We start from the raw sequence: 18,629 nt of genomic DNA on the forward strand, positions 1-18,629 counted from the left end.
GACGCGGGACGATAACAGGAGCCACCGTGGCAAAGAATTTTTATGATATTACCCTGGCACTGGCCGGCATCGGTCAGTCGGCGCATCTGGTACAGCAGCTGGCCCATCAGGGCAGCTGCCCGCCGGAGGCGCTGAAAGTGTCACTGAACAGCCTGCTGGATCTGAACCCGTCCTCCACGCTGGCGGTGTTTGGCAATGACGAGGCCAACCTGCAGTTTGGCCTGGAGACGCTGCTGGCGGTGCTGAACAGCAACAGCCGCCAGGGGCTGGGCGCCGAGCTGACGCGCTACACGCTGAGCATGATGGTGCTGGAGCGCAAGCTCAGCGCCAGTAAAACCGCGCTTAACGAGCTCTCCAGCCGCATCGCGCAGCTTGACCGCCAGCTGGCGCATTACGATCTGGAGTCGGATACGCTGATTAGCGCCATGGCCGGCATCTACGTTGATGTGATCAGCCCGCTCGGCCCGCGTATTCAGGTCACCGGTTCACCGGCCGTGCTGCAGAATTCGCAGGTGCAGAGTAAAGTTCGTGCGGCACTGCTGGCGGGTATCCGCTCGGCGGTGCTGTGGCAGCAGGTTGGCGGTGGCCGCCTGCAGCTGATGTTTTCCCGTGGCCGTCTTGTTAACGAGGCGAAAGCGATTCTGGCCCGCCTGAACGGGACCCCAACCTGATGTTTACAACCGATCCAGGAGTTGCACCAATGGAATTATCCTCTCTGACCGCCGTCTCACCCGTTGATGGCCGTTACGGCGACAAAGTCAGCCCCCTGCGCGGCATTTTCAGCGAGTTCGGCCTGCTGAAGTTCCGCGTTGAGGTTGAAGTTCGCTGGTTACAGAAGCTGGCGACCTGCGCAGAGATCAGGGAAGTTCCTGCATTTGACGCCGACGCAAACGCTTACCTTGATGCAATCGTCAGCAGCTTCAGCGAAGAAGACGCCGCGCGGATTAAAACTATCGAGCGCACCACCAACCATGATGTGAAAGCGGTTGAATACTTCCTCAAGGAGAAAGTGGAGAGCGTACCTTCCCTGCATGCGGTGTCAGAATTTATCCACTTCGCCTGTACCTCAGAAGACATTAACAACCTGTCGCACGCGCTGATGCTGGAAACGGCACGTCGCGAGGTGATCGTGCCGTACTGGAACAAGATCATCGCCGCAGTCAAGGATCTGGCTGTGCAGTACCGTGATATCCCGCTGCTCTCCCGTACCCACGGTCAGCCTGCCACCCCGTCCACCCTCGGTAAAGAGATGGCCAACGTCGCCTACCGCTTCGAACGCCAGCTGCGTCAGCTGGAGCGCATCGAGGTGCTGGGTAAAATCAACGGTGCGGTCGGCAACTATAACGCCCACATCGCCGCGTATCCTGAAGTAGACTGGCACCAGCTGAGCGAAGAGTTTGTCACCTCGCTGGGCATTACCTGGAACCCGTACACCACCCAGATCGAGCCGCACGACTACATTGCCGAGCTGTTTGACTGCATGGCGCGCTTTAACACCATCCTGATCGACTTCGATCGCGACGTGTGGGGCTATATCGCACTGAACCACTTTAAGCAGAAAACCATCGCCGGCGAAATCGGTTCTTCCACCATGCCGCATAAGGTTAACCCGATTGACTTCGAAAACTCCGAAGGCAACCTCGGCCTGGCCAACGCCGTGATGCAGCATCTGGCCAGCAAACTGCCGGTTTCCCGCTGGCAGCGTGACCTGACCGACTCCACCGTGCTACGCAACCTCGGCGTCGGCGTCGGCTACGCGCTGATCGCTTACCAGGCCACCCTGAAAGGCATCTCCAAGCTGGAAGTGAACCGCGACCGCCTGCTGGCCGAGCTGGACAGCAACTGGGAAGTGCTGGCCGAGCCGATCCAGACCGTGATGCGTCGTTACGGCATTGAGAAGCCGTACGAGAAGCTGAAAGAGCTGACCCGTGGCAAGCGCGTGGACGCCGAAGGCATGAAGGCGTTTATCGACGGCCTGGCGCTGCCGGAAGATGAAAAAACCCGCCTGAAGCAGATGACCCCGGCTAACTACCTTGGCCGCGCGATTCAGATGGTTGACGATCTGAAGTAATTTCCCCTGCGGGCCGTGTTTAGCGGCCCGCGTTAATCTGCTGTTTACCCCCTTTCACCTATACTGTTCCCGGTTTATGCTGGTGAACAGCGACGTCGTTTCTAAAGGAAAGAGCTATGCGAGTGTTAGTGGTGGAAGATAATCAACTACTGCGTCATCACCTGGCGGTACAGCTGCGGGATATGGGGCACCAGGTGGATGCGGCCGAAGATGCCAAAGAGGCGGATTATTTTCTCAGTGAGCACACGCCGGATATTACCCTGGTCGATCTCGGGCTGCCGGATGAAGACGGCATGGCGCTGATCCGCCGCTGGCGCAGTGAAGACGTACGCCAGCCGATTCTGGTGCTCACCGCCCGTGACGGCTGGCAGGCCAAAGTCGAGGCGCTGGAAGCCGGGGCCGATGATTACGTTACCAAACCCTTTCATATTGAAGAGGTGGTCGCACGGATGCAGGCGCTGATGCGCCGCAACAGCGGGCTGGCGTCACAGATTATTACCCTGGCCCCGTTCCAGATCGACCTCTCCCGCCGTGAGCTGACGGTCAATGAAAACCAGATCAAACTGACTGCCTTTGAGTACACCATTATCGAAACGCTGATCCGCAACGCCGGTAAAGTGGTCAGTAAAGATTCGCTGATGCTGCAGCTCTACCCGGACGCCGAGCTGCGCGAGAGCCACACCATCGACGTATTAATGGGCCGCCTGCGTAAGAAAATTCAGGCCGAGCACAGCGCGGAAGTGATCACCACGGTACGCGGTCAGGGCTACCGCTTCGACCTGTAACCCGATGAACCTGTTCTGGCGCAAAAAGCCGCTGTCGCTGCGGTTCCGTTTCCTGCTGGCCACCGCGGCGGTGGTGCTGATCATGTCCCTCTCTTACGGCATGGTCGCCGTGGTCGGCTACGTGGTCAACTTCGATAAAAACACCTACCGTGTCCTGCGCAGCGAAAGCAACCTGTTCTTTACCCTCGCACAGTGGCAGGACGGCCGGCTGAGCATCGTGCAGCCCGAGCGGATGACGCTCAACTTTCCGGCGCTGGTGTTTATCTATGACAGAAACGGCAAGCTGCTGTGGCAGCAGCGTGACGTGCCGGATATCAGCAGCAAAATCCGCCCCGAATGGCTGGATAAATCAGACTTCTACGAAATCGATACCAATAACCGAACCAGCCGCGAAGTGCTGGGCAACGACCGCGACGCGCAGAATAAACTGACCGCCTACGACGATGATGGCAACGACACCTTTACCCACTCGGTGGCGGTCAACCGCTACGAGGCCAGCGCCAACCTGCCGCCGCTGACCATTGTGGTGGTCGACTCCATTCCGCAGGAGCTGCAGCACTCCGACGTGGTCTGGTCGTGGTTCAGCTACGTACTGCTGGCCAACCTGCTGCTGATTATTCCTCTGCTGTGGCTGGCGGCGCACTGGAGCCTGCGGCCAATTGGCGCGCTGGCCCGCCAGGTGCATGAGCTGGAGAACGGCACCCGCGACGCGCTCGACCCGGCCCCCCCGCAGGAGCTGAAAAGCCTGGTCCGTAACCTCAACCTGCTGCTGGACAACGAGCGCCAGCGCTACACCCGCTATCGCACCACCCTCAGTGACCTGACCCACAGCCTGAAAACGCCGCTGGCGGTACTGCAAACCACCCTGCGCTCGCTGCGCAACGGCAGAAATCTGTCGGTGGAGCAGGCCGAGCCGATTATGCTGGAGCAGATCAGCCGCATCTCGCAGCAGATCGGCTACTACCTGCACCGCGCCAGCATGCAGGCCGACCACCACGCGCTGAAGCGCGATCTGCACTCGGTACCGGCGCTGCTCGACGGGCTGTGTTCGGCGCTGAATAAGGTCTACCAGCGTAAGGGCGTGGTGCTGACGCTGGATATCTCGCCCGAACTGGTGTTCGTCGGCGAGCAGAATGATTTTATGGAAGTGATGGGCAACGTGCTGGATAACGCCTGTAAATATTGCCTGGAGTTTGTTGAGATCAGCGCCCATCTTACCGAGAATTCGCTGCTGCTGATCGTCGAAGACGACGGGCCGGGCATCCCGGAAAGCAAACGTGACCTGGTGTTTATACGCGGCCAGCGTGCCGACACCCTGCGCCCCGGCCAGGGGCTGGGGCTGGGGCTGGCGCGTGAGATCCTTGAACAGTACAGCGGCGAAATCAGCGCCCATGAAAGCCCGCTCGGCGGCGCGAGGATGGAGGTCATTTTCCGCCGTCAGGAAGTGCTGCACGGCATCCCTTAGTCCTCGGACAGCGGCGGCCTGACAGGAACGGCCGCCGATGCACCCAGCGTTAATCCCCACCTGCTGATGACATTACCCCCCGGCTGCCCTGCCCTGTTATACTCTTTGCACATTGCCGCTGCACTCAGCCGTTTCAGGAAATTATCATGGATTATCAGCTCGACCTTAACTGGCCCGAATTTATTCAGCGCTACTGGCAAAAACGCCCGGTGGTACTGAAACGTGGTTTTAAAAACTTTGTTGATCCGATCTCCCCGGACGAACTGGCCGGGCTGGCGATGGAAAATGAAGTCGACAGCCGGCTGGTCAGCCATGACGAGGGCAAATGGCAGGTGGCTCACGGCCCGTTTCAGAGCTACGACCACCTGGGTGAGAACAACTGGTCACTGCTGGTGCAGGCCGTTGACCACTGGCACGCGCCGTCTGCCGCGCTGATGCGCCCGTTCCGCTTCCTGCCCGACTGGCGTACCGACGACCTGATGATCTCCTTCTCGGTGCCCGGCGGCGGCGTCGGCCCGCATTTCGACCAGTACGACGTATTTATTATCCAGGGCACCGGCCGCCGCCGCTGGCGCGTGGGTGAAAAAGCCGAGCTGAAACAGCACTGTCCGCACCCGGACCTGCTGCAGGTCGAGCCGTTCGACGCCATTATCGATGAAGAGATGGAGCCGGGCGATATCCTCTATATTCCACCGGGGTTCCCGCACGAAGGCTACTCGCTGGAGAGCGCGATTAACTACTCCGTTGGCTTCCGTGCGCCGAGCGGCCGTGAGCTGATCAGCGGCTTTGCCGACCATGTGCTCTCCCGCGAGCTGGGCAGCCACCGCTTCAGCGATCCGGACGTGCAGCCGCGCGAAAACCCGGCGGAGATCCTGCCGTCCGAGCTGGAAGGCATCCGCCAGATGATGCTTAACGTCATCGACCAGCCGGGTCAGTTTAACCAGTGGTTTGGTGAGTTTATCTCGCAGTCGCGCCACGAACTGGATATCGCACCGCCGGAGCCGCCTTACCAGCCGGATGAGATCTACGACGCGCTGCAGCAGGGCGACGAGCTGACCCGCCTGGGCGGACTGCGCGTGGTGTCAATCGGCGAGGCGGTGTTTATCAACGGTGAACAGCTTGATTCGCCGCACCGCGCCGCGCTGACCGCGCTGGCTAATCAGCTGACCCTGGGCCAGGCGCAGTTTGGCGACGCGCTGGACGACCCGTCGTTCCTCGCCCAGCTGGCGGCGCTGGTCAACAGCGGCTACTGGTATTTCGGCGACGAGGAGTAAGGCGATGAACCGCGAGCGCTGGGCGCAGGTCGACGGCTGGCTGGTGGAAACGCTGCTGCCGCAGGATGACGGGCTCAGCGCGGCGCTGGCGGCCAACCAGGCGGCGGGCCTGCCCGCCATCGACGTGGCGCCGAACCAGGGCAAGCTGCTCAACCTGTTCGCCAGAATGATCGGCGCAAAGCGGGTTCTGGAGATCGGCACCCTCGGCGGCTACAGCACGCTGTGGCTGGCGAAGGCGCTGCCGGAAGACGGTCAGGTGTTTACGCTGGAGTTTCAGCCGCACCACGCGGCGGTAGCGGTGGAGAATATCCGCCGCGCCGGGCTGGCCGATCGGGTCACCGTGCTGGTCGGCCCGGCGCTGGAGAGCCTGCCGCAGCTGGCCTCGTCTGCGCCCTTCGATCTGGTGTTTATTGATGCCGATAAGCAGAATAACCCCGCCTACCTGGAGTGGGCGCTTAAATACTCCCGGCCGGGCACGCTGATTATTGGTGATAACGTGGTGCGCAACGGCAAAGTCGCCGACGGCGACACCACCGACTGGAATATTCAGGGCGTACGCGACTTCCTGCGGCTGATCGGCAACGATCCGCGGCTGGAGGCTACCGCGCTGCAAACCGTGGGCGAAAAGGGCTGGGATGGCTTTGTGCTGGCGCGGGTGAAGTAACGCGCTGTATAAATATGAATTTCCGTTAGATGAGAGGCAACACAACTTCGTTTATCACTTTGAGTGCCAGGATGAATTCACGCGTGAATACGGGTACCAAAAAAAAAATTTAATCAGGGCCTGGACTGGTACCGGTTAGCATAAGGCACCATCATAGCCAGCGATACCAGCACGCCGCAGAGGGCGCTGAAAATCATTGAAAAGATAAACAGATCGGTATCGCGCAGCGGATTGGTTAAGTCAAGCAGCACCACGATATAGAACAGGCTGGAGGCCAGCGTTACGCTGGAGAATACCTGTTCAGCTTTGTTCTTCAGTGTGCTGAATGAGAATGGCGGCGTTTTATCTGACCGCCAGTCCCAGACAACATGCATCACCAGATAACTTACACATATCACTATATAGAAGTGGCACAGCTGCTGGTGATCGTGCGGGAAGTACCAGGCAGGCTGCATTACCGGGACTTCCAGGCGGCAAAAATATACAACGATGCCAGCACGGCAGCGCCCCAGGCTGCCCCGCTGTACATGACGTGGGTGGTCAGCTCAACCGAAGGTGCAATCAGCGGGACAAATCCGGACAGGCCAAACCCCCAGCCCGCCCCGCCGAATGTGGCTTTCAACAAGGTAATTAAACTGAAATCCATGCTCACCTCTCTTAGTTATTTCCGTAATAAACAGCAGAATCGCTGCAACGCAGAAAATAATAACGCGGTGAACAGAAATTAAAATCGTAAAATATCCAGTGACACCCACACAAATTCTGTTTTACGAGGCGTACCGCAAAAAATGTGTGGGCTGAACCGCTATTACATGCGTAATGCCGGGAAGCGTTCCAGTAATAAAGTAAACAGTGACTGCATTTGTTCCGTCAGCGGTAATTCACTACCCTGCCCGGCTTTCACCGCAGTGAACACCTCATGTTTCAGGAAATGCCGCCAGACCACCGGTCGTTCGGCAAGAAATGCCGTTAACAGCCGGTAGCGTTCCGGTGTCCACAGCGCTTCAAACGCCCGCCGCGCATCGCCGACGTCAAAATGCTCCCCGTCGGGTGCCGCCATCTGCGCCCGCAGCCGTGCGGAGCCTGCAGGATCCAGCTCGCCCTGCTGAACCGCCACGCCATACTGCTGACGCGCCGCCTGTTCGCTGAGAAAACCGCACTGCACGTCGCGCAGTACCGCCTGCGGATCGCGCCGGCGCGGATCGCCGTAGCCCCCCGCCCCCGGGCCTTTGACCGAGACAATATCCCCCGGTCCGCAGTGGATCACGTCGGTATTGCCATGCTCGGTCACATGGCCACCGGCGTGCCGGGTGCGGAACCACGAGGTACTGCCCGCCCGGCCGCCCGCCGCACCGGCGGAAGAGAAGACCGAGCGGTTACGGTTTCGGGCAGTGATGGTGGTATTGGGCGCGAACACCTCAAAGGCCATCTCAGTGGCCAGGCCGCCGCGATACTCGCCCGCCCCGGCGCTGTCCGCCGCCAGGCCGTAGCGGTGGAAACGCACCGGCACTTCCGCTTCGTTGATCTCGATCGGCGTGTTTTTCAGGAACGCCGAGAGGCCGCCGGAGCCATCCGGTCCGTCGTGCTTCGGCGTGCCGCCCGCGCCGCCGCCCACCGGCCCCAGCGACGCCACCAGCGTGCGGTTCTGCGCATCCACGGTACGGATGTTGATAATCGAGTTACCGCCCGGCGAGTTGGCGGGCAGCCTGTCCGGCAGCGCCAGCGAAAACGCGCCGACCGTGGCAATCTGCGACATCGCGCAGGTCAGCGAGCGCATGCCCACCGCCGCCGGTGCCTCACAGTTCATAATGGTGCCCGGCGGCAGGATCGCGCGGGTCGGCCGCAGCGTACCGGCGTTGAGCAGCAGCGAACGATCGAGGGTGGAGAGCACGTAGGTCACGCCAACCAGCGCCAGCGGATGACGCTCACGGCCGCCGGTGGGCATATTCAGCGACGACATCAGCTGCGGGTCGCTGCCGGTGTAGTCCAGCTCCAGGCTGTCACCCTTAACCCGCAGCGTCACCGCGATGCGGCACGGATAGCCGCCTTCACTGTCCTCATCGGCGTAGTCGGCATAGAAATAGTCGCCGTCGGGAATAGTGCGGATAATGCTGCGCGCCTGCTGTTCGGCATAGTCGAGAATGCCTTCCACACCGGTAAGGAAGTCGGCAATGCCAAAGCGGGCGATAATCTCCTGCACCTTGCGTTCACCGATGTTCACCGAGGCGATCTGCGCGTTAAAGTCGCCCCAGTTCTGATCCGGCGCGCGCACGTTCAGCCGCATAATCTGCGCCACCTGCTCGTTAAGCACGCCGTTGCTGATAATTTTCAGCGGCGGGATGCGGATCCCCTCCTGCACGATCTCTGTCAGCGACCGCGATAGTGAAGCCGGCACCGCGCCGCCGACGTCGGTATTGTGGATATGGCCGACCACAAAGCAGGCGATTTCGCCCTGATGGAAGACCGGTTTCCAGATATGGATATCCGGGGTATGCGTCGCCACGTTACCGGCGTAGGAGTCGTTGGTGATGCAGATATCCCCCTCCTGATAGCCGTCGATCAGCGCCAGCACCGGGCCGTAATCGATGCCGCTGTACCAGGGCGCACCGAAGCTGCGCGGCGAGGCAAAGGCCAGCCCGTCGCGGCTGACGATCTGGCAGGAAAAATCTTCCGTCTCTTTCACGAAGGTGGAGTGCGCGGTGCGCATCAGGGTAAACGCCATCGCATCGGCGGCGGCGGCACAGTAGTTGGCAAGAATTTGCAGGTTACGTCCATCAATGGCCATCAGCGTCTCCGGTTTGCGGGGTAATGATCAGGTTGCCGTAGCGGTCGACGTCGACCTGCATCTGCGGCGGTACACAGGTGGTGCAGTCGTCCTGGGCGATAATCACCGGCCCGGTGAGCCGGTGTCCGGCACCCAGCGCGCTGCGCGAAACGAGATCGACCTGCCACCAGCGGCCGTCGATCCACGCGTCGACCTGGCGCTGCACCGGCACCGGACCACTGGCGGCAGCCAGTTCGGGCAGCCGCGGTTTTGGCGTTGGTGAGCTGAGTACCAGCCGCAGGTTGATCAGCTGCACGTCGGCGTGCGCGTCGTGATGGCCAAACAGCCGGGTGTGATGGGCGTCAAAGGCGCTGCGGATCGCTGCCAGGTCGCCGGTCAGCAGCCAGCTTTCCTGCAGCACCACGTCAATCTCAAACGACTGACCGCGATAGCGCATTTCGGCAGAGAAGCTGAACTGCGACGGCAGGTTCGGGCCATACTCACGGCTCAGCCAGCCGCTGGCCTCATCGCGCAGCTGTTGTGTGTTAAGCCGCAGTGCATCGCTGACCGCCGGCGTCAGTTCGCAGTAGAGCGTGCGGATAAAGTCATTTTTGATATCGGCCACCAGCCCGCCAAAGGCGGCCAGCACCCCCGGCGTGGGCGGCACCACCACGCCCTTCAGCTTCAGTTCACGGGCGAGGAAGCAGCCCATCATCGGCCCGGCACCGCCGAAGGCGAGGAAGTAAAACTCACGCGGGTCGAGTCCAAAGCGTGAGATCAGCCCGCTGGTGTCGCTGTACATGCTGGAGATGGCCAGCGCGATGATGTTTTCCGCGGTCTCTTCGACGCTGATGCCCAGCGGCTGCGCCAGCTTCTCCACCGCGGCACGCGCGCCGGTGACGTCCACCTGCACGGCGTTGTAACCGAGGTCGCCGTGGCCGATCAGCCCACAGGCGGCAAAGGCGTCGGTCGCCGTCGCTTCGGTGCCGCCGCGACGGAAGCAGACCGGGCCCGGCAGCGATCCTGCGCTGTCCGGGCCGACCTGTAACACCCCCAGGCTGTCGATCCAGGCGATCGATCCGCCGCCCTGGCCTACCGAGGTGACCGACACCGATGGAATATAGATCGGGAAGTCACCGATAATTTCGCCGCTGCCGTACTCAGGGCGGCCATCAATGATTACCGCCACGTCGGCGCTGGTGCCGCCGATATCCAGGCTCAGCAGCCGGTCAAAACCGCAGGTTTCCGCGATATAGCTGGCCCCAATCACCCCGGAAGCGGTACCGGACAGGACCATCTGCACACATTCGGCTTTGGCCTGATCCAGCCCCATCACCCCACCGTTGGATTTGGTGATGCGCGGCGGCACCGGCACGCCCATCTGCTGCAGCGCCCGCTCAAAGGCCTCCAGATAGTGAATCACCTTTGGCTGCACGTAGGCGTTAATCACCGCGGTAATGGTGCGTTCGTACTCTCGAATAATCGGCCAGATCTCCGCCGAGCAGGAGGTGAGCAGTTCCGGTGCCAGCTCAGCCACGATTTCACGCACCTGCCCCTCATTACTGCCGTTGCGATAGCTGTGCAGCAGCGATACCACGATGCCCTGACAGCCCGCTTCGCGGGCGGCAGCCACCGCCTCCTCCACGCTGGCACGATCCACCGCCTGCAGCACCTTACCGTCACGATCGGTACGCTCGCGGATGCCAAACACCCGATCGCGGGAGATCAGCGGCACCGGGCGGCGTGAAAACAGGTCATGAATATGCGGGATCTTCAGCCGCGCCAGCTCCAGCACGTCGCTGAACCCGTCGGTGGTGAACAGCGCCAGCTTGACGCCTTTACGCTGGATCACCGCATTAACGCCAACGGTGGTGCCGTGGGTGAAGTAGCCGATCTCTGCCGGGTTAATGCCGTCGCGCTGTTGCAGCTGCGCGAGGCCGGTGGTGATTTCACTGCCGGGGCTGTCCGGCCGCGACAGGACTTTCAGAGTGCGGATGCTGTTGTCACGTTCATCCAGCACGGCAAAATCGGTGAACGATCCGCCGATATCGACGCCAACGCGGTAACTCATGGGGTGCGGTCCTCTGGTGGGGTGGGTATAAATTCCATTAGTCGCTCAGGCTTCGCCACCGCCTGCCAGCCGGCACGGCGATAGACGTGGTGGGCATCGTCGGTGGCCAGCATCCAGCGTTTGATGGTGCGCAGGTCGGGGTGGTTCAGAATGGCCGACGCAAACCAGCCGCCGAGGCCTTTACCCCGGTGCCCGTTATCAATAATCACGTCGCTGAGGTAGGCAAAGCGGCTGTAGTCGGTGATCAGCCGGCCAAAACCCACCTGCTGCTGCAGGTGCCAGATGCCAAACGGCATTGAGGCCGCCAGCGATCGGCGCGTCAGTTCGATGCTTTGCCCCTGTGCCCAGTAGCTGTGTTCGGTGAGCTGGCGATGTACCCAGTCAATATCAATTTTCTGCGGGTCACTGCTGAGCAGGTATTCATCACGCCGCCATTCGGCGAGGCGCGGGACAAACGGTTGCATAGGGGCTCCGGGGCTGTTTTCTGGCGATTAAGAAGAGTGTACGGCGATTGCCACGGGGAGTTTTTTGGTAACGCCGGGTAACTACGGCGTTTTGTGGGGAAATGCGTGCAGCCGGGGAAATTTTCTGCCGGGCGATCAAATGGCCTGTTCACTGTGGGTTTTGCGTTGCTGTCTTAAGGGCATGGCTTTTTGTTCGGGTGATGGGTTCGGCCGTGGGCGAAAAGAACGCCGGGACGCTGCAAGTACGTCCCTGTAAGCTCGGGCGGCGCTCCCTGCGCCGCACGCCCGGCTAACCTTTTCGCCCGCGTCCTCCTGTTTAAGGGCGTAGCTTCTCGCTCTGGTGAAGGGTTCGGATTCGTACTGACTTGGTCTGATTTGGTCTGATTTGGTCTGATTAGGTTTATTTGATTTTTTTGTCTGGTTTTAAAACAGCGACGCAGAAAATAGCAGGCAATCGGGGTTTATCCGGATAAGCGGACCTTCGGGCACACGGACGTGCCCGGCAGAGCCCAGGGACGTTACTGGCGTGTCCGCGTTCCGGATAAACCCCGATTAGCCGGGCACCGAAACCCGAAGCGACCAGCGGCCAGCAGCCAGCAGCCAGCAGCCAGCCATTATCCGGGATAGGATTAAAACTCCACCTGCGTATGCCGCGCTATCAGCGAGCGCAACGGCACGGTGCTTTTCATAATCGGGGACTTGATCACGATGTAACTGAAGTACTTATCGATGCCCACTTTGGCATCCAGCAGCCCTTCAATCACCTCCTGATAATGTTCAATGCTGCGGGTGATAAAGCGTAACAGGTAGTCGTAACCGCCGGTGATCAGATGACACTCCATCAGCTCATCCACCTCACGGATCGCCTGCTCGAACTTGAGAAAATCCTCGCGACGGTGCCCCGAAAGCGTCACCTCGGTAAACACCGTCACTGAATCGGTAATTTTGGTCAGATTGATATGCGCCTCATAACCGGTAATAAAACCGGCGGTCTCAAGGCGTTTCACGCGTTGCAGGCAGGGGCTGGGCGACAGCCCAACGGCATCGGCCAGATTGACATTACTGATGCGGCCATCTTTCTGCAGCTGCACCAGAATATTAATGTCGATACGATCCAGTTTCATTAAGCCGTTCATAGCACCCCTTAAATTCACAACTGCGTCACATTATGCTGAAGATATAGCACGCTTTTTATCTGCCACGCCAGCGTTTTACTGCGCTATATCTTCAGGCCGTTATTATAAAAACTATAATAATATCAATAATAAATCAGTTTATATGACCCTGCTTTCACCCCAGACGGCCGGTGGCCCGCGCCAGCGCAATATCAAAAATGTGCAGCGCCTCTTCCAGCTGCGAATCGCTGGTCACCAGCGGCGCCAGGAAACGCACCACGTTACGGTGCAGACCACACTTGATCAGCAGCAGCCCTTCCTGGCAGGCGCAGTCGAGGATCTTTTGCGTCAGTGCGGCATCCGGTTTGCCGGTTTCAAAATCAATAATCTCTGCCGCCTGCATAAAGCCGATGCCGCGAACTTCGCCAATACAGGCGTACTTATCGGCCAGCTGCTGCAAACGTGCGTTTAACTGCTCGCCGAGCTGGTTAGACCGCTCCAGAAGATTGCCATGCTCCATCAGATCCAGCACCGCCAGCGACGCCGCACAGGCCAGCGCGTTACCGCCGTAAGTGCCGCCAAGGCCGCCCGGGGTTGGCGCATCCATAATCGCCGCCTTGCCCACCACGCCGGAGATCGGCAGACCGCCGCCGAGGCTCTTCGCCACCGTCACCAGATCCGGCACGATGCCGGTATGCTGGAAGCCGAACATCTTGCCGGTGCGGCCAAAGCCGGTCTGCACTTCATCACAAATCAGCAGAATACCGTGACGCTCGGTGATTTCACGCAGCGCCTGCATAAAGGCTGGGGAAGCCGCGAGGAAACCGCCGTCGCCCTGCACCGGTTCGATGATGATTGCCGCCACGCGCTCCGGCAGGATCTGCACGGCAAACAGCGTCTCCAGCGCCTTCAGGCAGTCCTGCTCTGAGACGTTGTGGAAAGCATTCGGGAACGGCACGCGGTACACTTCGCCCGGGAACGGACCGAAGTTCTGCTTGTAAGGCTGGCTCATCCCGGTCAGGGTGCAGCCCAGCAGCGTGCGGCCGTGGAACGCGCCGTCAAAGGCGATAATGCCGGAACGGTTGGTGTAGGCGCGGGCGATCTTCACCGCGTTCTCTACCGCTTCCGCACCGCTGGTGAAAAACACGCTCTTAAACTCTTCACCGGCACCCACCAGCTTATTCAGGCGCGTCGCCAGATCGATATAGCCCGGATAGGCCGCCACCTGGAAACAGGCGTGTGACACCCGCTGCAGCTGCTCGGTGACCGCATTCACCACCGCCGGATGGTTGTGGCCGACGTTCAGCACGCCAATGCCGCCGACGAAGTCCAGATAACGGTTGCCTTCCACATCCCACACTTCAGAGCCCTTGCCTTTGGCAATCACAATTGGATGGGCGGTCACCACGCCGCGCGGGACGTTCTCACCGCGCTTGTCGAGGTACAGGGCGTTATCGGAAAAAGTCTGCTGCTCAGCCAGTAAATTATGCATATCTTTGCCTCATTGACATCAAGATGAAGAGTTACCCTGTTCGCCTTCAGGCAGCGCGGGCATAGGTCAAGTATCGCAATAAGCCGGACGCTGCTGCTGCCGTTCCCGGAACGGCAGCAGCATTAACTGTTGTAATCAATCGACGAACATCACTTAAATTTCTGCCGCCAGCGTTTCCTGCACCAGCGCCACAAACCAGCGGATGCCGTACGGGATCACCGCGTCGTTGAAATCAAATTCGGAGTGGTGCAGCGGGTGGCTGTCCGCCGAGCCCAGCCACAGATAGGCCCCCGGTTTCGCCTGCAACATAAAGGCGAAATCTTCCGAGGTCATCGCCGGTTTTGGCGCTTCGCCATACTCCAGACCGGCGCGGCGCGCGGCGCGCAGGGCGATCTGTGCCTCTGCCACACTGTTAATGGTGGCCGGGTAGTAACGCTTATAACTGACCTCCGCCTGCAGGCCGTGCGCGGCGGTCATCGACTGCGCCAGCTCGCGCATGCGGCGTTCAATTACGTCCTGCACGCCGCCGTCAAAGCTGCGCACCGTGCCCATAATCTCCGCCTGCGCCGGGATCATATTGTGCGAGAAGCCGCCGTTGATTTTGGTTACCGTCAGCACCGCAGGATCGCAGGGGTCGAGGTTGCGGCTGATAATGGTGTGCAGCTGCACCACCAGTTCGCTGGTGGCCAGCAGGGTGTCCGGGGTCAGCTGCGGCTGCGCGGCGTGGCCGCCGCCGCCGTGAACGGTAATGTTAAACACGCTGCCCGCCGCCATAATCGGCCCGGCGCGGGTCTGCGCCACCCCGGCAGGCAGCTGCGGCCAGTTGTGGATGGCGTAGACCGCATCGCAGGGGAAGCGGGTAAACAGGCCATCGTCGATCATCGCCTTCGCCCCCGCCAGCCCCTCTTCCGCCGGCTGGAAAATGAAGTACACCGTGCCGTCAAAACCCGGATCGTCGGCCAGCGCCGCCGCAGCGCCCAGCAGCATGGTGGTGTGGCCGTCGTGGCCGCAGGCGTGGCAGACGCTGGCCGTCTGGCTGCGCCACGGCTGACTGCCGTTGTCCTGCATCGGCAGCGCGTCCATATCGGCACGCAGGCCGATGCTGCGCGAGCTTAACCCCCGTTTCAGCACGCCGACCACGCCGGTTTTACCGATGCCGGTGTGCACCTCCAGCCCCAGGTCGCTGAGGATCTCAGCCACGATTCCGGCGGTGCGGTGTTCGTTATAGGCCAGCTCCGGGTGCTGGTGCAGATCGCGCCGCAGCGCGACTAACGCATTAATATCCATATTAATATCCTTGTTGACGGTCGACGACGCCGACCATAGGTTCTCCGCGCTGATGGCGACGAATGTTGGCCAGCAGCGCGACAACGGCACTCTCCGGCTGGGTCTGGCTGGCGATATGTGGCGTCAGCCAGATCTGCGGATGGTGCCAGAATCGGTGCTCAGCGGGCAGCGGCTCGGGGGCGGTAACGTCGACCACCGCCGCGCTCAGCTGACCGGCGTCCAGCGCGTCCAGCAGATGCTGATGGTTCAGCTGCGCGCCGCGCCCGGCCTGCACCAGCGCCGCACCGGCGGGTAACTGGCCGAACAGATCGGCGTTTAGCATCCCTTCGGTGCGTTCGGTGAGCGGCAGCAGGCAGATGAGGATATCGCTGCGCGCCAGAAACTCACCCAGCTGTTCATCCCCTGCCCAGCAGCGTACCCCCGGCAGATCGCGCGGGGTGCGGCTCCAGCCGCCGCAGTCGAAGCCCATCGCCACCAGCGGTTTGAGCACCGCTTCGCCCAGTGTACCCAGCCCCATCACGCCGATGCGGCGTTTTGCTGCGGTTTGCACCGGGTGCGCCTGCCAGACGCCCGCACGCTGCTGCTGCAGGTAGCGCGGCATATCGCGATGCAGGCCGAGCACGGCAAAGGTGACGTACTCGACCATGCCGCTGGTCAGCCCCGGTTCGATCATCCGTACCACCGGCAGGTCGGCGGGCAGGCGTGAGTAGTCAAACTGATCGGCCCCGGCCCCGACGGAGAACAGCACCTTAAGATTGGGGAACTGCTGCATGATGTCTTCCGGCGGCTGCCAGGCGACCAGGTACTCCACCTCTGCTGCATTGCCCACGTCCGGCCACTGACGGAAGCTGGCCTCCGGGGCCATATCAGCCAGCAGGCCTGCCCAGATACGCCCGCGCTCCGCTTCAGATTTGTAGACGATATTCATCAGGCCATCGCCTGGGACATCAGCCCGAACGCCTGCATGCCGCCGCTTTCCGGCCGCCACGGGGTCCCTTTAATCATGGTGGTCGGCGCGTCCACTTCCGGCAGCCCCTGTTCGGTCAGCCACGGGCCGATACCGGCCTCGCGGTCGGTGTCGATACGGACAAACTGTCCGCCCAGCGTACTCAGCAGCTGGCCGATCAACAGCTTCGCCGCCGCCGGAGTGCGGGCGGTCACCGGCCCAATGGCGTAACCGTGGCCGAAGCGGCGCAGGCAGGCAAAACCGGCCGCGGCCCCCTGCTCTTCCAGCACCAGAATGCGCTCCGCGCTCTCCAGCAGGTTAGCGATCAGCCGTGGCCGCTGCTGGCCGGTGGCCTGACGATCCAGCGCGGTCAGCAGCGTGGCGTCCTGCTGGCGGGCGCTGCGGATCTGCTGGTGCGCGGCGCAGGCCGGCGCGGCCACCGCCGGCAGCAGGCGGCACTGATGCTGTTCGACGTGGCCGGTGGCGACAAAACCGAGCTTTTCATACAGCCCTTTGCCCGCTTCGGTGGCGTGCAGGCGGATATTGCTGCCCGCCAGGGTCTCAAGCCCGGCCAGCATCAGCTGCTTACCAATGCCGCGCCCCTGCTGAGCATCGTCAACGATCACCAGCCCGAGGGTGGAATAGTCCACCCCCCAGCGCCAGGTGATCAGGGTGCCAATCAGCTCGCCGTTCTCCACGGCGGCAATCCCCTCGCCCAGCAGCAGCGCCTGCTGCCAGTCGCCCGGCCGGTGCGGCCACTGCAGTTTCTGCGTCAGCGCGAACGCGGCATCAAGGTGCGCGTCACGCAGCGGAATAAATTCTACGGTCATGGTGATTCCTTACATCAGCCCGGGCGCTTTCAGCCCGGAACCGTCGGTGAGACGTTCGTAACGGAACGGGGTCGGGTCGACCACCGGCGTATCCAGCGTGGCAAGGTCGGCAGCCAGACGCCCGGCACCCGGGCCGATGCCGAAGCCGTGGGCGCTGTAGCCGGCGGAGATCACCAGCCCCGGCAGTTTGCCCACGGTGGAGATCACCGGCACCGCGTCCGGGGTGCTGTCAATCATGCCGCCCCACGCCTGCTCCAGGCGGATCTGCTGCATCTGCGGGAACTCGCTGCGCATCGCCGCCAGTCCCTCTTCGACCATCGCCATATCCGGGCGCGGGTCAAGAATACGCACCTGTTCAAACGGTGAGATGCCGTCCATCTGCCAGCGCGCCGGGGCTTCCGGGCCGCGGATAAACGGGGCAAGGCCGAGGTTCAGGGTCAGGTTTTTACGCCGCGCCTTAAAGGTCGGCCAGAACTGCCGCGCGTAGCGCAGCCCCTGCGCGCCCGGCTCCAGGCGGCCACGGCCGGAGACCGACATGGTGTAGCTGCCGTCCAGCTGCGGGCGGCAGGCAAAGCCCGGCGTGTAGAGCGGCAGCGCGATTTTCTGTTCGATCGGCGCGGTGCGGAAGGCGGTGCCGATCACGTTGCCCAGCGGCAGATCGATGCCGTGGCGGCGGCAGAACATTGAGGTCCAGGCTCCGCCTGCGCAGATAACGCTGCTGGTTTTGATCAGGCCGCGTTCGGTGATCACGCCGCTGATCCTGCCGGCGGAGATATCCAGCCCGCGCACCGCGCACTGCTGGAACACGAATGCGCCCAGCCGCTGGGCGGCAATTGCCAGTCCGGGAGCCGCCAGCGCCGGTTCGGCGTGGCCGTCGGTCGGCGAGGAGATGCCGCCCAGCCACTGGCTGGTGCTGCCCGGCGTCAGCGCTTTGGCGCGTTCGGCGGTAAGAATTTCGCTGCTAAAGCCGTAGTTAGCCGCCATGCGGTTCCAGCTCTCCCAGGCGTTGATGTCGTCCTGGCTTCTGGTGGCATACACCAGCCCGCTGCGGCGGAAGCCCAGCTCTTCGCCGGTTTCGGCCGCCAGTTCGCTCCAGCGCTGGATGGCGTAGATCATCAGCGGCAGCTCGCGCTCGTCGCGGTTCTGCTGGCGGCACCAGCCCCAGTTGCGGCTCGACTGTTCGCCGCCCACCAGCCCTTTCTCAATCAGCACCACGCTGACGCCTTTTTTTGCCAGCTCATACGCGGCGGCGGTACCGGCAATACCGGCGCCAATCACCACCACGTCCGCCGACGGCGGGAAATACGGGCTGTCCTGAACGTATCGAATCGGTGCAGGCATGAATGTTCCTTACCAGTAATCGTTTAATTGGGTCATGTTATCGTCGGGCAGCACCTTCCC

The 18,629-nt window shown here is 61.6% G+C and carries 17 protein-coding genes; 6 read left to right on the plus strand and 11 right to left on the minus strand.

Going from position 1 to position 18,629, the window contains the following annotated elements; translation table 11 throughout:
- Positions 1 to 26 precede the first annotated feature (26 nt).
- The 6 genes from hflD (at position 27) to ASF13_RS04045 (ending at position 6,259) form a co-directional block, all read left to right on the plus strand.
- Positions 27 to 671 (plus strand): high frequency lysogenization protein HflD, encoded by a 645-nt coding sequence (gene hflD / locus ASF13_RS04020; RefSeq protein WP_056232854.1) that lies wholly within the window; start codon positions 27 to 29, stop codon positions 669 to 671.
- A 29-nt stretch (positions 672 to 700) separates the two neighbouring features.
- The gene (gene purB, locus ASF13_RS04025; RefSeq protein ID WP_056232857.1) at positions 701 to 2,071 is read left to right on the plus strand and encodes an adenylosuccinate lyase; all 1,371 of its coding nucleotides are present in this window, start codon (positions 701 to 703) and stop codon (positions 2,069 to 2,071) included.
- 116 nt (positions 2,072 to 2,187) lie between these two features.
- Entirely contained in the window at positions 2,188 to 2,856 is a 669-nt protein-coding gene (gene phoP / locus ASF13_RS04030) for a two-component system response regulator PhoP (RefSeq protein WP_056232859.1), read from the plus strand.
- 4 nt (positions 2,857 to 2,860) lie between these two features.
- Positions 2,861 to 4,321, plus strand: a complete 1,461-nt coding sequence (gene phoQ / locus ASF13_RS04035; protein ID WP_056232861.1) for a two-component system sensor histidine kinase PhoQ — start codon at positions 2,861 to 2,863, stop codon at positions 4,319 to 4,321.
- A 146-nt stretch (positions 4,322 to 4,467) separates the two neighbouring features.
- The gene (locus ASF13_RS04040; RefSeq protein WP_056232863.1) at positions 4,468 to 5,595 is read left to right on the plus strand and encodes a cupin domain-containing protein; all 1,128 of its coding nucleotides are present in this window, start codon (positions 4,468 to 4,470) and stop codon (positions 5,593 to 5,595) included.
- 4 nt (positions 5,596 to 5,599) lie between these two features.
- Positions 5,600 to 6,259, plus strand: coding sequence for an O-methyltransferase (locus ASF13_RS04045; protein ID WP_056232865.1), 660 nt, complete (start codon positions 5,600 to 5,602; stop codon positions 6,257 to 6,259).
- 113 nt (positions 6,260 to 6,372) lie between these two features.
- Here ASF13_RS04045 and ASF13_RS04050 read toward each other — a convergent pair whose 3' ends face one another.
- From ASF13_RS04050 to ASF13_RS04100, 11 genes are all read right to left on the minus strand, one after another.
- Entirely contained in the window at positions 6,373 to 6,714 is a 342-nt protein-coding gene (locus ASF13_RS04050) for a hypothetical protein (RefSeq protein WP_056232867.1), read from the minus strand.
- Entirely contained in the window at positions 6,714 to 6,905 is a 192-nt protein-coding gene (locus ASF13_RS04055) for a hypothetical protein (RefSeq protein WP_056232869.1), read from the minus strand. Before ASF13_RS04055 ends, ASF13_RS04050 begins: the two co-directional genes overlap by 1 nt.
- Before the next feature lie 162 nt (positions 6,906 to 7,067).
- Positions 7,068 to 9,044 carry a hydantoinase B/oxoprolinase family protein gene (locus tag ASF13_RS04060; protein ID WP_056232871.1) on the minus strand — a complete coding sequence of 659 codons (1,977 nt, stop codon included), beginning with the start codon at positions 9,042 to 9,044 and terminating at the stop codon, positions 7,068 to 7,070.
- Positions 9,034 to 11,094: a hydantoinase/oxoprolinase family protein gene (locus ASF13_RS04065; RefSeq protein ID WP_056232873.1), complete on the minus strand. Its 2,061-nt coding sequence runs from the start codon at positions 11,092 to 11,094 to the stop codon at positions 9,034 to 9,036. Before ASF13_RS04065 ends, ASF13_RS04060 begins: the two co-directional genes overlap by 11 nt.
- Positions 11,091 to 11,558 (minus strand): GNAT family N-acetyltransferase, encoded by a 468-nt coding sequence (locus ASF13_RS04070; protein WP_056232875.1) that lies wholly within the window; start codon positions 11,556 to 11,558, stop codon positions 11,091 to 11,093. Before ASF13_RS04070 ends, ASF13_RS04065 begins: the two co-directional genes overlap by 4 nt.
- Positions 11,559 to 12,187: 629 nt before the next feature.
- Positions 12,188 to 12,694, minus strand: a complete 507-nt coding sequence (locus ASF13_RS04075) for an Lrp/AsnC family transcriptional regulator (protein WP_056232876.1) — start codon at positions 12,692 to 12,694, stop codon at positions 12,188 to 12,190.
- A 154-nt stretch (positions 12,695 to 12,848) separates the two neighbouring features.
- Complete coding sequence (gabT, locus tag ASF13_RS04080; protein WP_056232878.1) at positions 12,849 to 14,165, minus strand: 4-aminobutyrate--2-oxoglutarate transaminase; 1,317 nt, start codon at positions 14,163 to 14,165, stop codon at positions 12,849 to 12,851.
- Between the two features lie 153 nt (positions 14,166 to 14,318).
- Entirely contained in the window at positions 14,319 to 15,446 is a 1,128-nt protein-coding gene (locus ASF13_RS04085; protein ID WP_235514948.1) for a M20 aminoacylase family protein, read from the minus strand.
- Between the two features lie 7 nt (positions 15,447 to 15,453).
- Positions 15,454 to 16,380, minus strand: coding sequence for a glyoxylate/hydroxypyruvate reductase A (locus ASF13_RS04090; protein ID WP_056232881.1), 927 nt, complete (start codon positions 16,378 to 16,380; stop codon positions 15,454 to 15,456).
- On the minus strand, positions 16,380 to 17,228 hold the full coding sequence (locus ASF13_RS04095; RefSeq protein WP_056232883.1) for a GNAT family N-acetyltransferase: 849 nt from the start codon (positions 17,226 to 17,228) through the stop codon (positions 16,380 to 16,382). The genes ASF13_RS04090 and ASF13_RS04095 overlap by 1 nt, the downstream gene beginning before the upstream one ends.
- 9 nt (positions 17,229 to 17,237) lie before the next feature.
- Entirely contained in the window at positions 17,238 to 18,569 is a 1,332-nt protein-coding gene (locus ASF13_RS04100) for an FAD-binding oxidoreductase (protein WP_056232885.1), read from the minus strand.
- Between the last annotated feature and the right edge of the window lie 60 nt (positions 18,570 to 18,629).

Origin of the sequence: Erwinia sp. Leaf53, assembly GCF_001422605.1 — a bacterium.
Taxonomy (GTDB): Bacteria; Pseudomonadota; Gammaproteobacteria; order Enterobacterales; family Enterobacteriaceae; genus Erwinia.

Bases quoted from the DNA above. Each gene is read 5' to 3' on its own strand.
- phoQ (WP_056232861.1), top strand. From the start codon at position 2,861: ATGAACCTGTTCTGGCGCAAAAAGCCGCTGTCGCTGCGGTTCCGTTTC.
- ASF13_RS04070 (WP_056232875.1), bottom strand. From the start codon at position 11,558: ATGCAACCGTTTGTCCCGCGCCTCGCCGAATGGCGGCGTGATGAATAC.
- ASF13_RS04075 (WP_056232876.1), bottom strand. From the start codon at position 12,694: ATGAACGGCTTAATGAAACTGGATCGTATCGACATTAATATTCTGGTG.
- ASF13_RS04100 (WP_056232885.1), bottom strand. From the start codon at position 18,569: ATGCCTGCACCGATTCGATACGTTCAGGACAGCCCGTATTTCCCGCCG.
- ASF13_RS04055 (WP_056232869.1), bottom strand. From the start codon at position 6,905: ATGGATTTCAGTTTAATTACCTTGTTGAAAGCCACATTCGGCGGGGCG.
- phoP (WP_056232859.1), top strand. From the start codon at position 2,188: ATGCGAGTGTTAGTGGTGGAAGATAATCAACTACTGCGTCATCACCTG.
- ASF13_RS04090 (WP_056232881.1), bottom strand. From the start codon at position 16,380: ATGAATATCGTCTACAAATCTGAAGCGGAGCGCGGGCGTATCTGGGCA.
- gabT (WP_056232878.1), bottom strand. From the start codon at position 14,165: ATGCATAATTTACTGGCTGAGCAGCAGACTTTTTCCGATAACGCCCTG.
- purB (WP_056232857.1), top strand. From the start codon at position 701: ATGGAATTATCCTCTCTGACCGCCGTCTCACCCGTTGATGGCCGTTAC.
- ASF13_RS04045 (WP_056232865.1), top strand. From the start codon at position 5,600: ATGAACCGCGAGCGCTGGGCGCAGGTCGACGGCTGGCTGGTGGAAACG.
- ASF13_RS04050 (WP_056232867.1), bottom strand. From the start codon at position 6,714: ATGCAGCCTGCCTGGTACTTCCCGCACGATCACCAGCAGCTGTGCCAC.
- ASF13_RS04065 (WP_056232873.1), bottom strand. From the start codon at position 11,094: ATGAGTTACCGCGTTGGCGTCGATATCGGCGGATCGTTCACCGATTTT.
- ASF13_RS04040 (WP_056232863.1), top strand. From the start codon at position 4,468: ATGGATTATCAGCTCGACCTTAACTGGCCCGAATTTATTCAGCGCTAC.
- ASF13_RS04060 (WP_056232871.1), bottom strand. From the start codon at position 9,044: ATGGCCATTGATGGACGTAACCTGCAAATTCTTGCCAACTACTGTGCC.
- ASF13_RS04095 (WP_056232883.1), bottom strand. From the start codon at position 17,228: ATGACCGTAGAATTTATTCCGCTGCGTGACGCGCACCTTGATGCCGCG.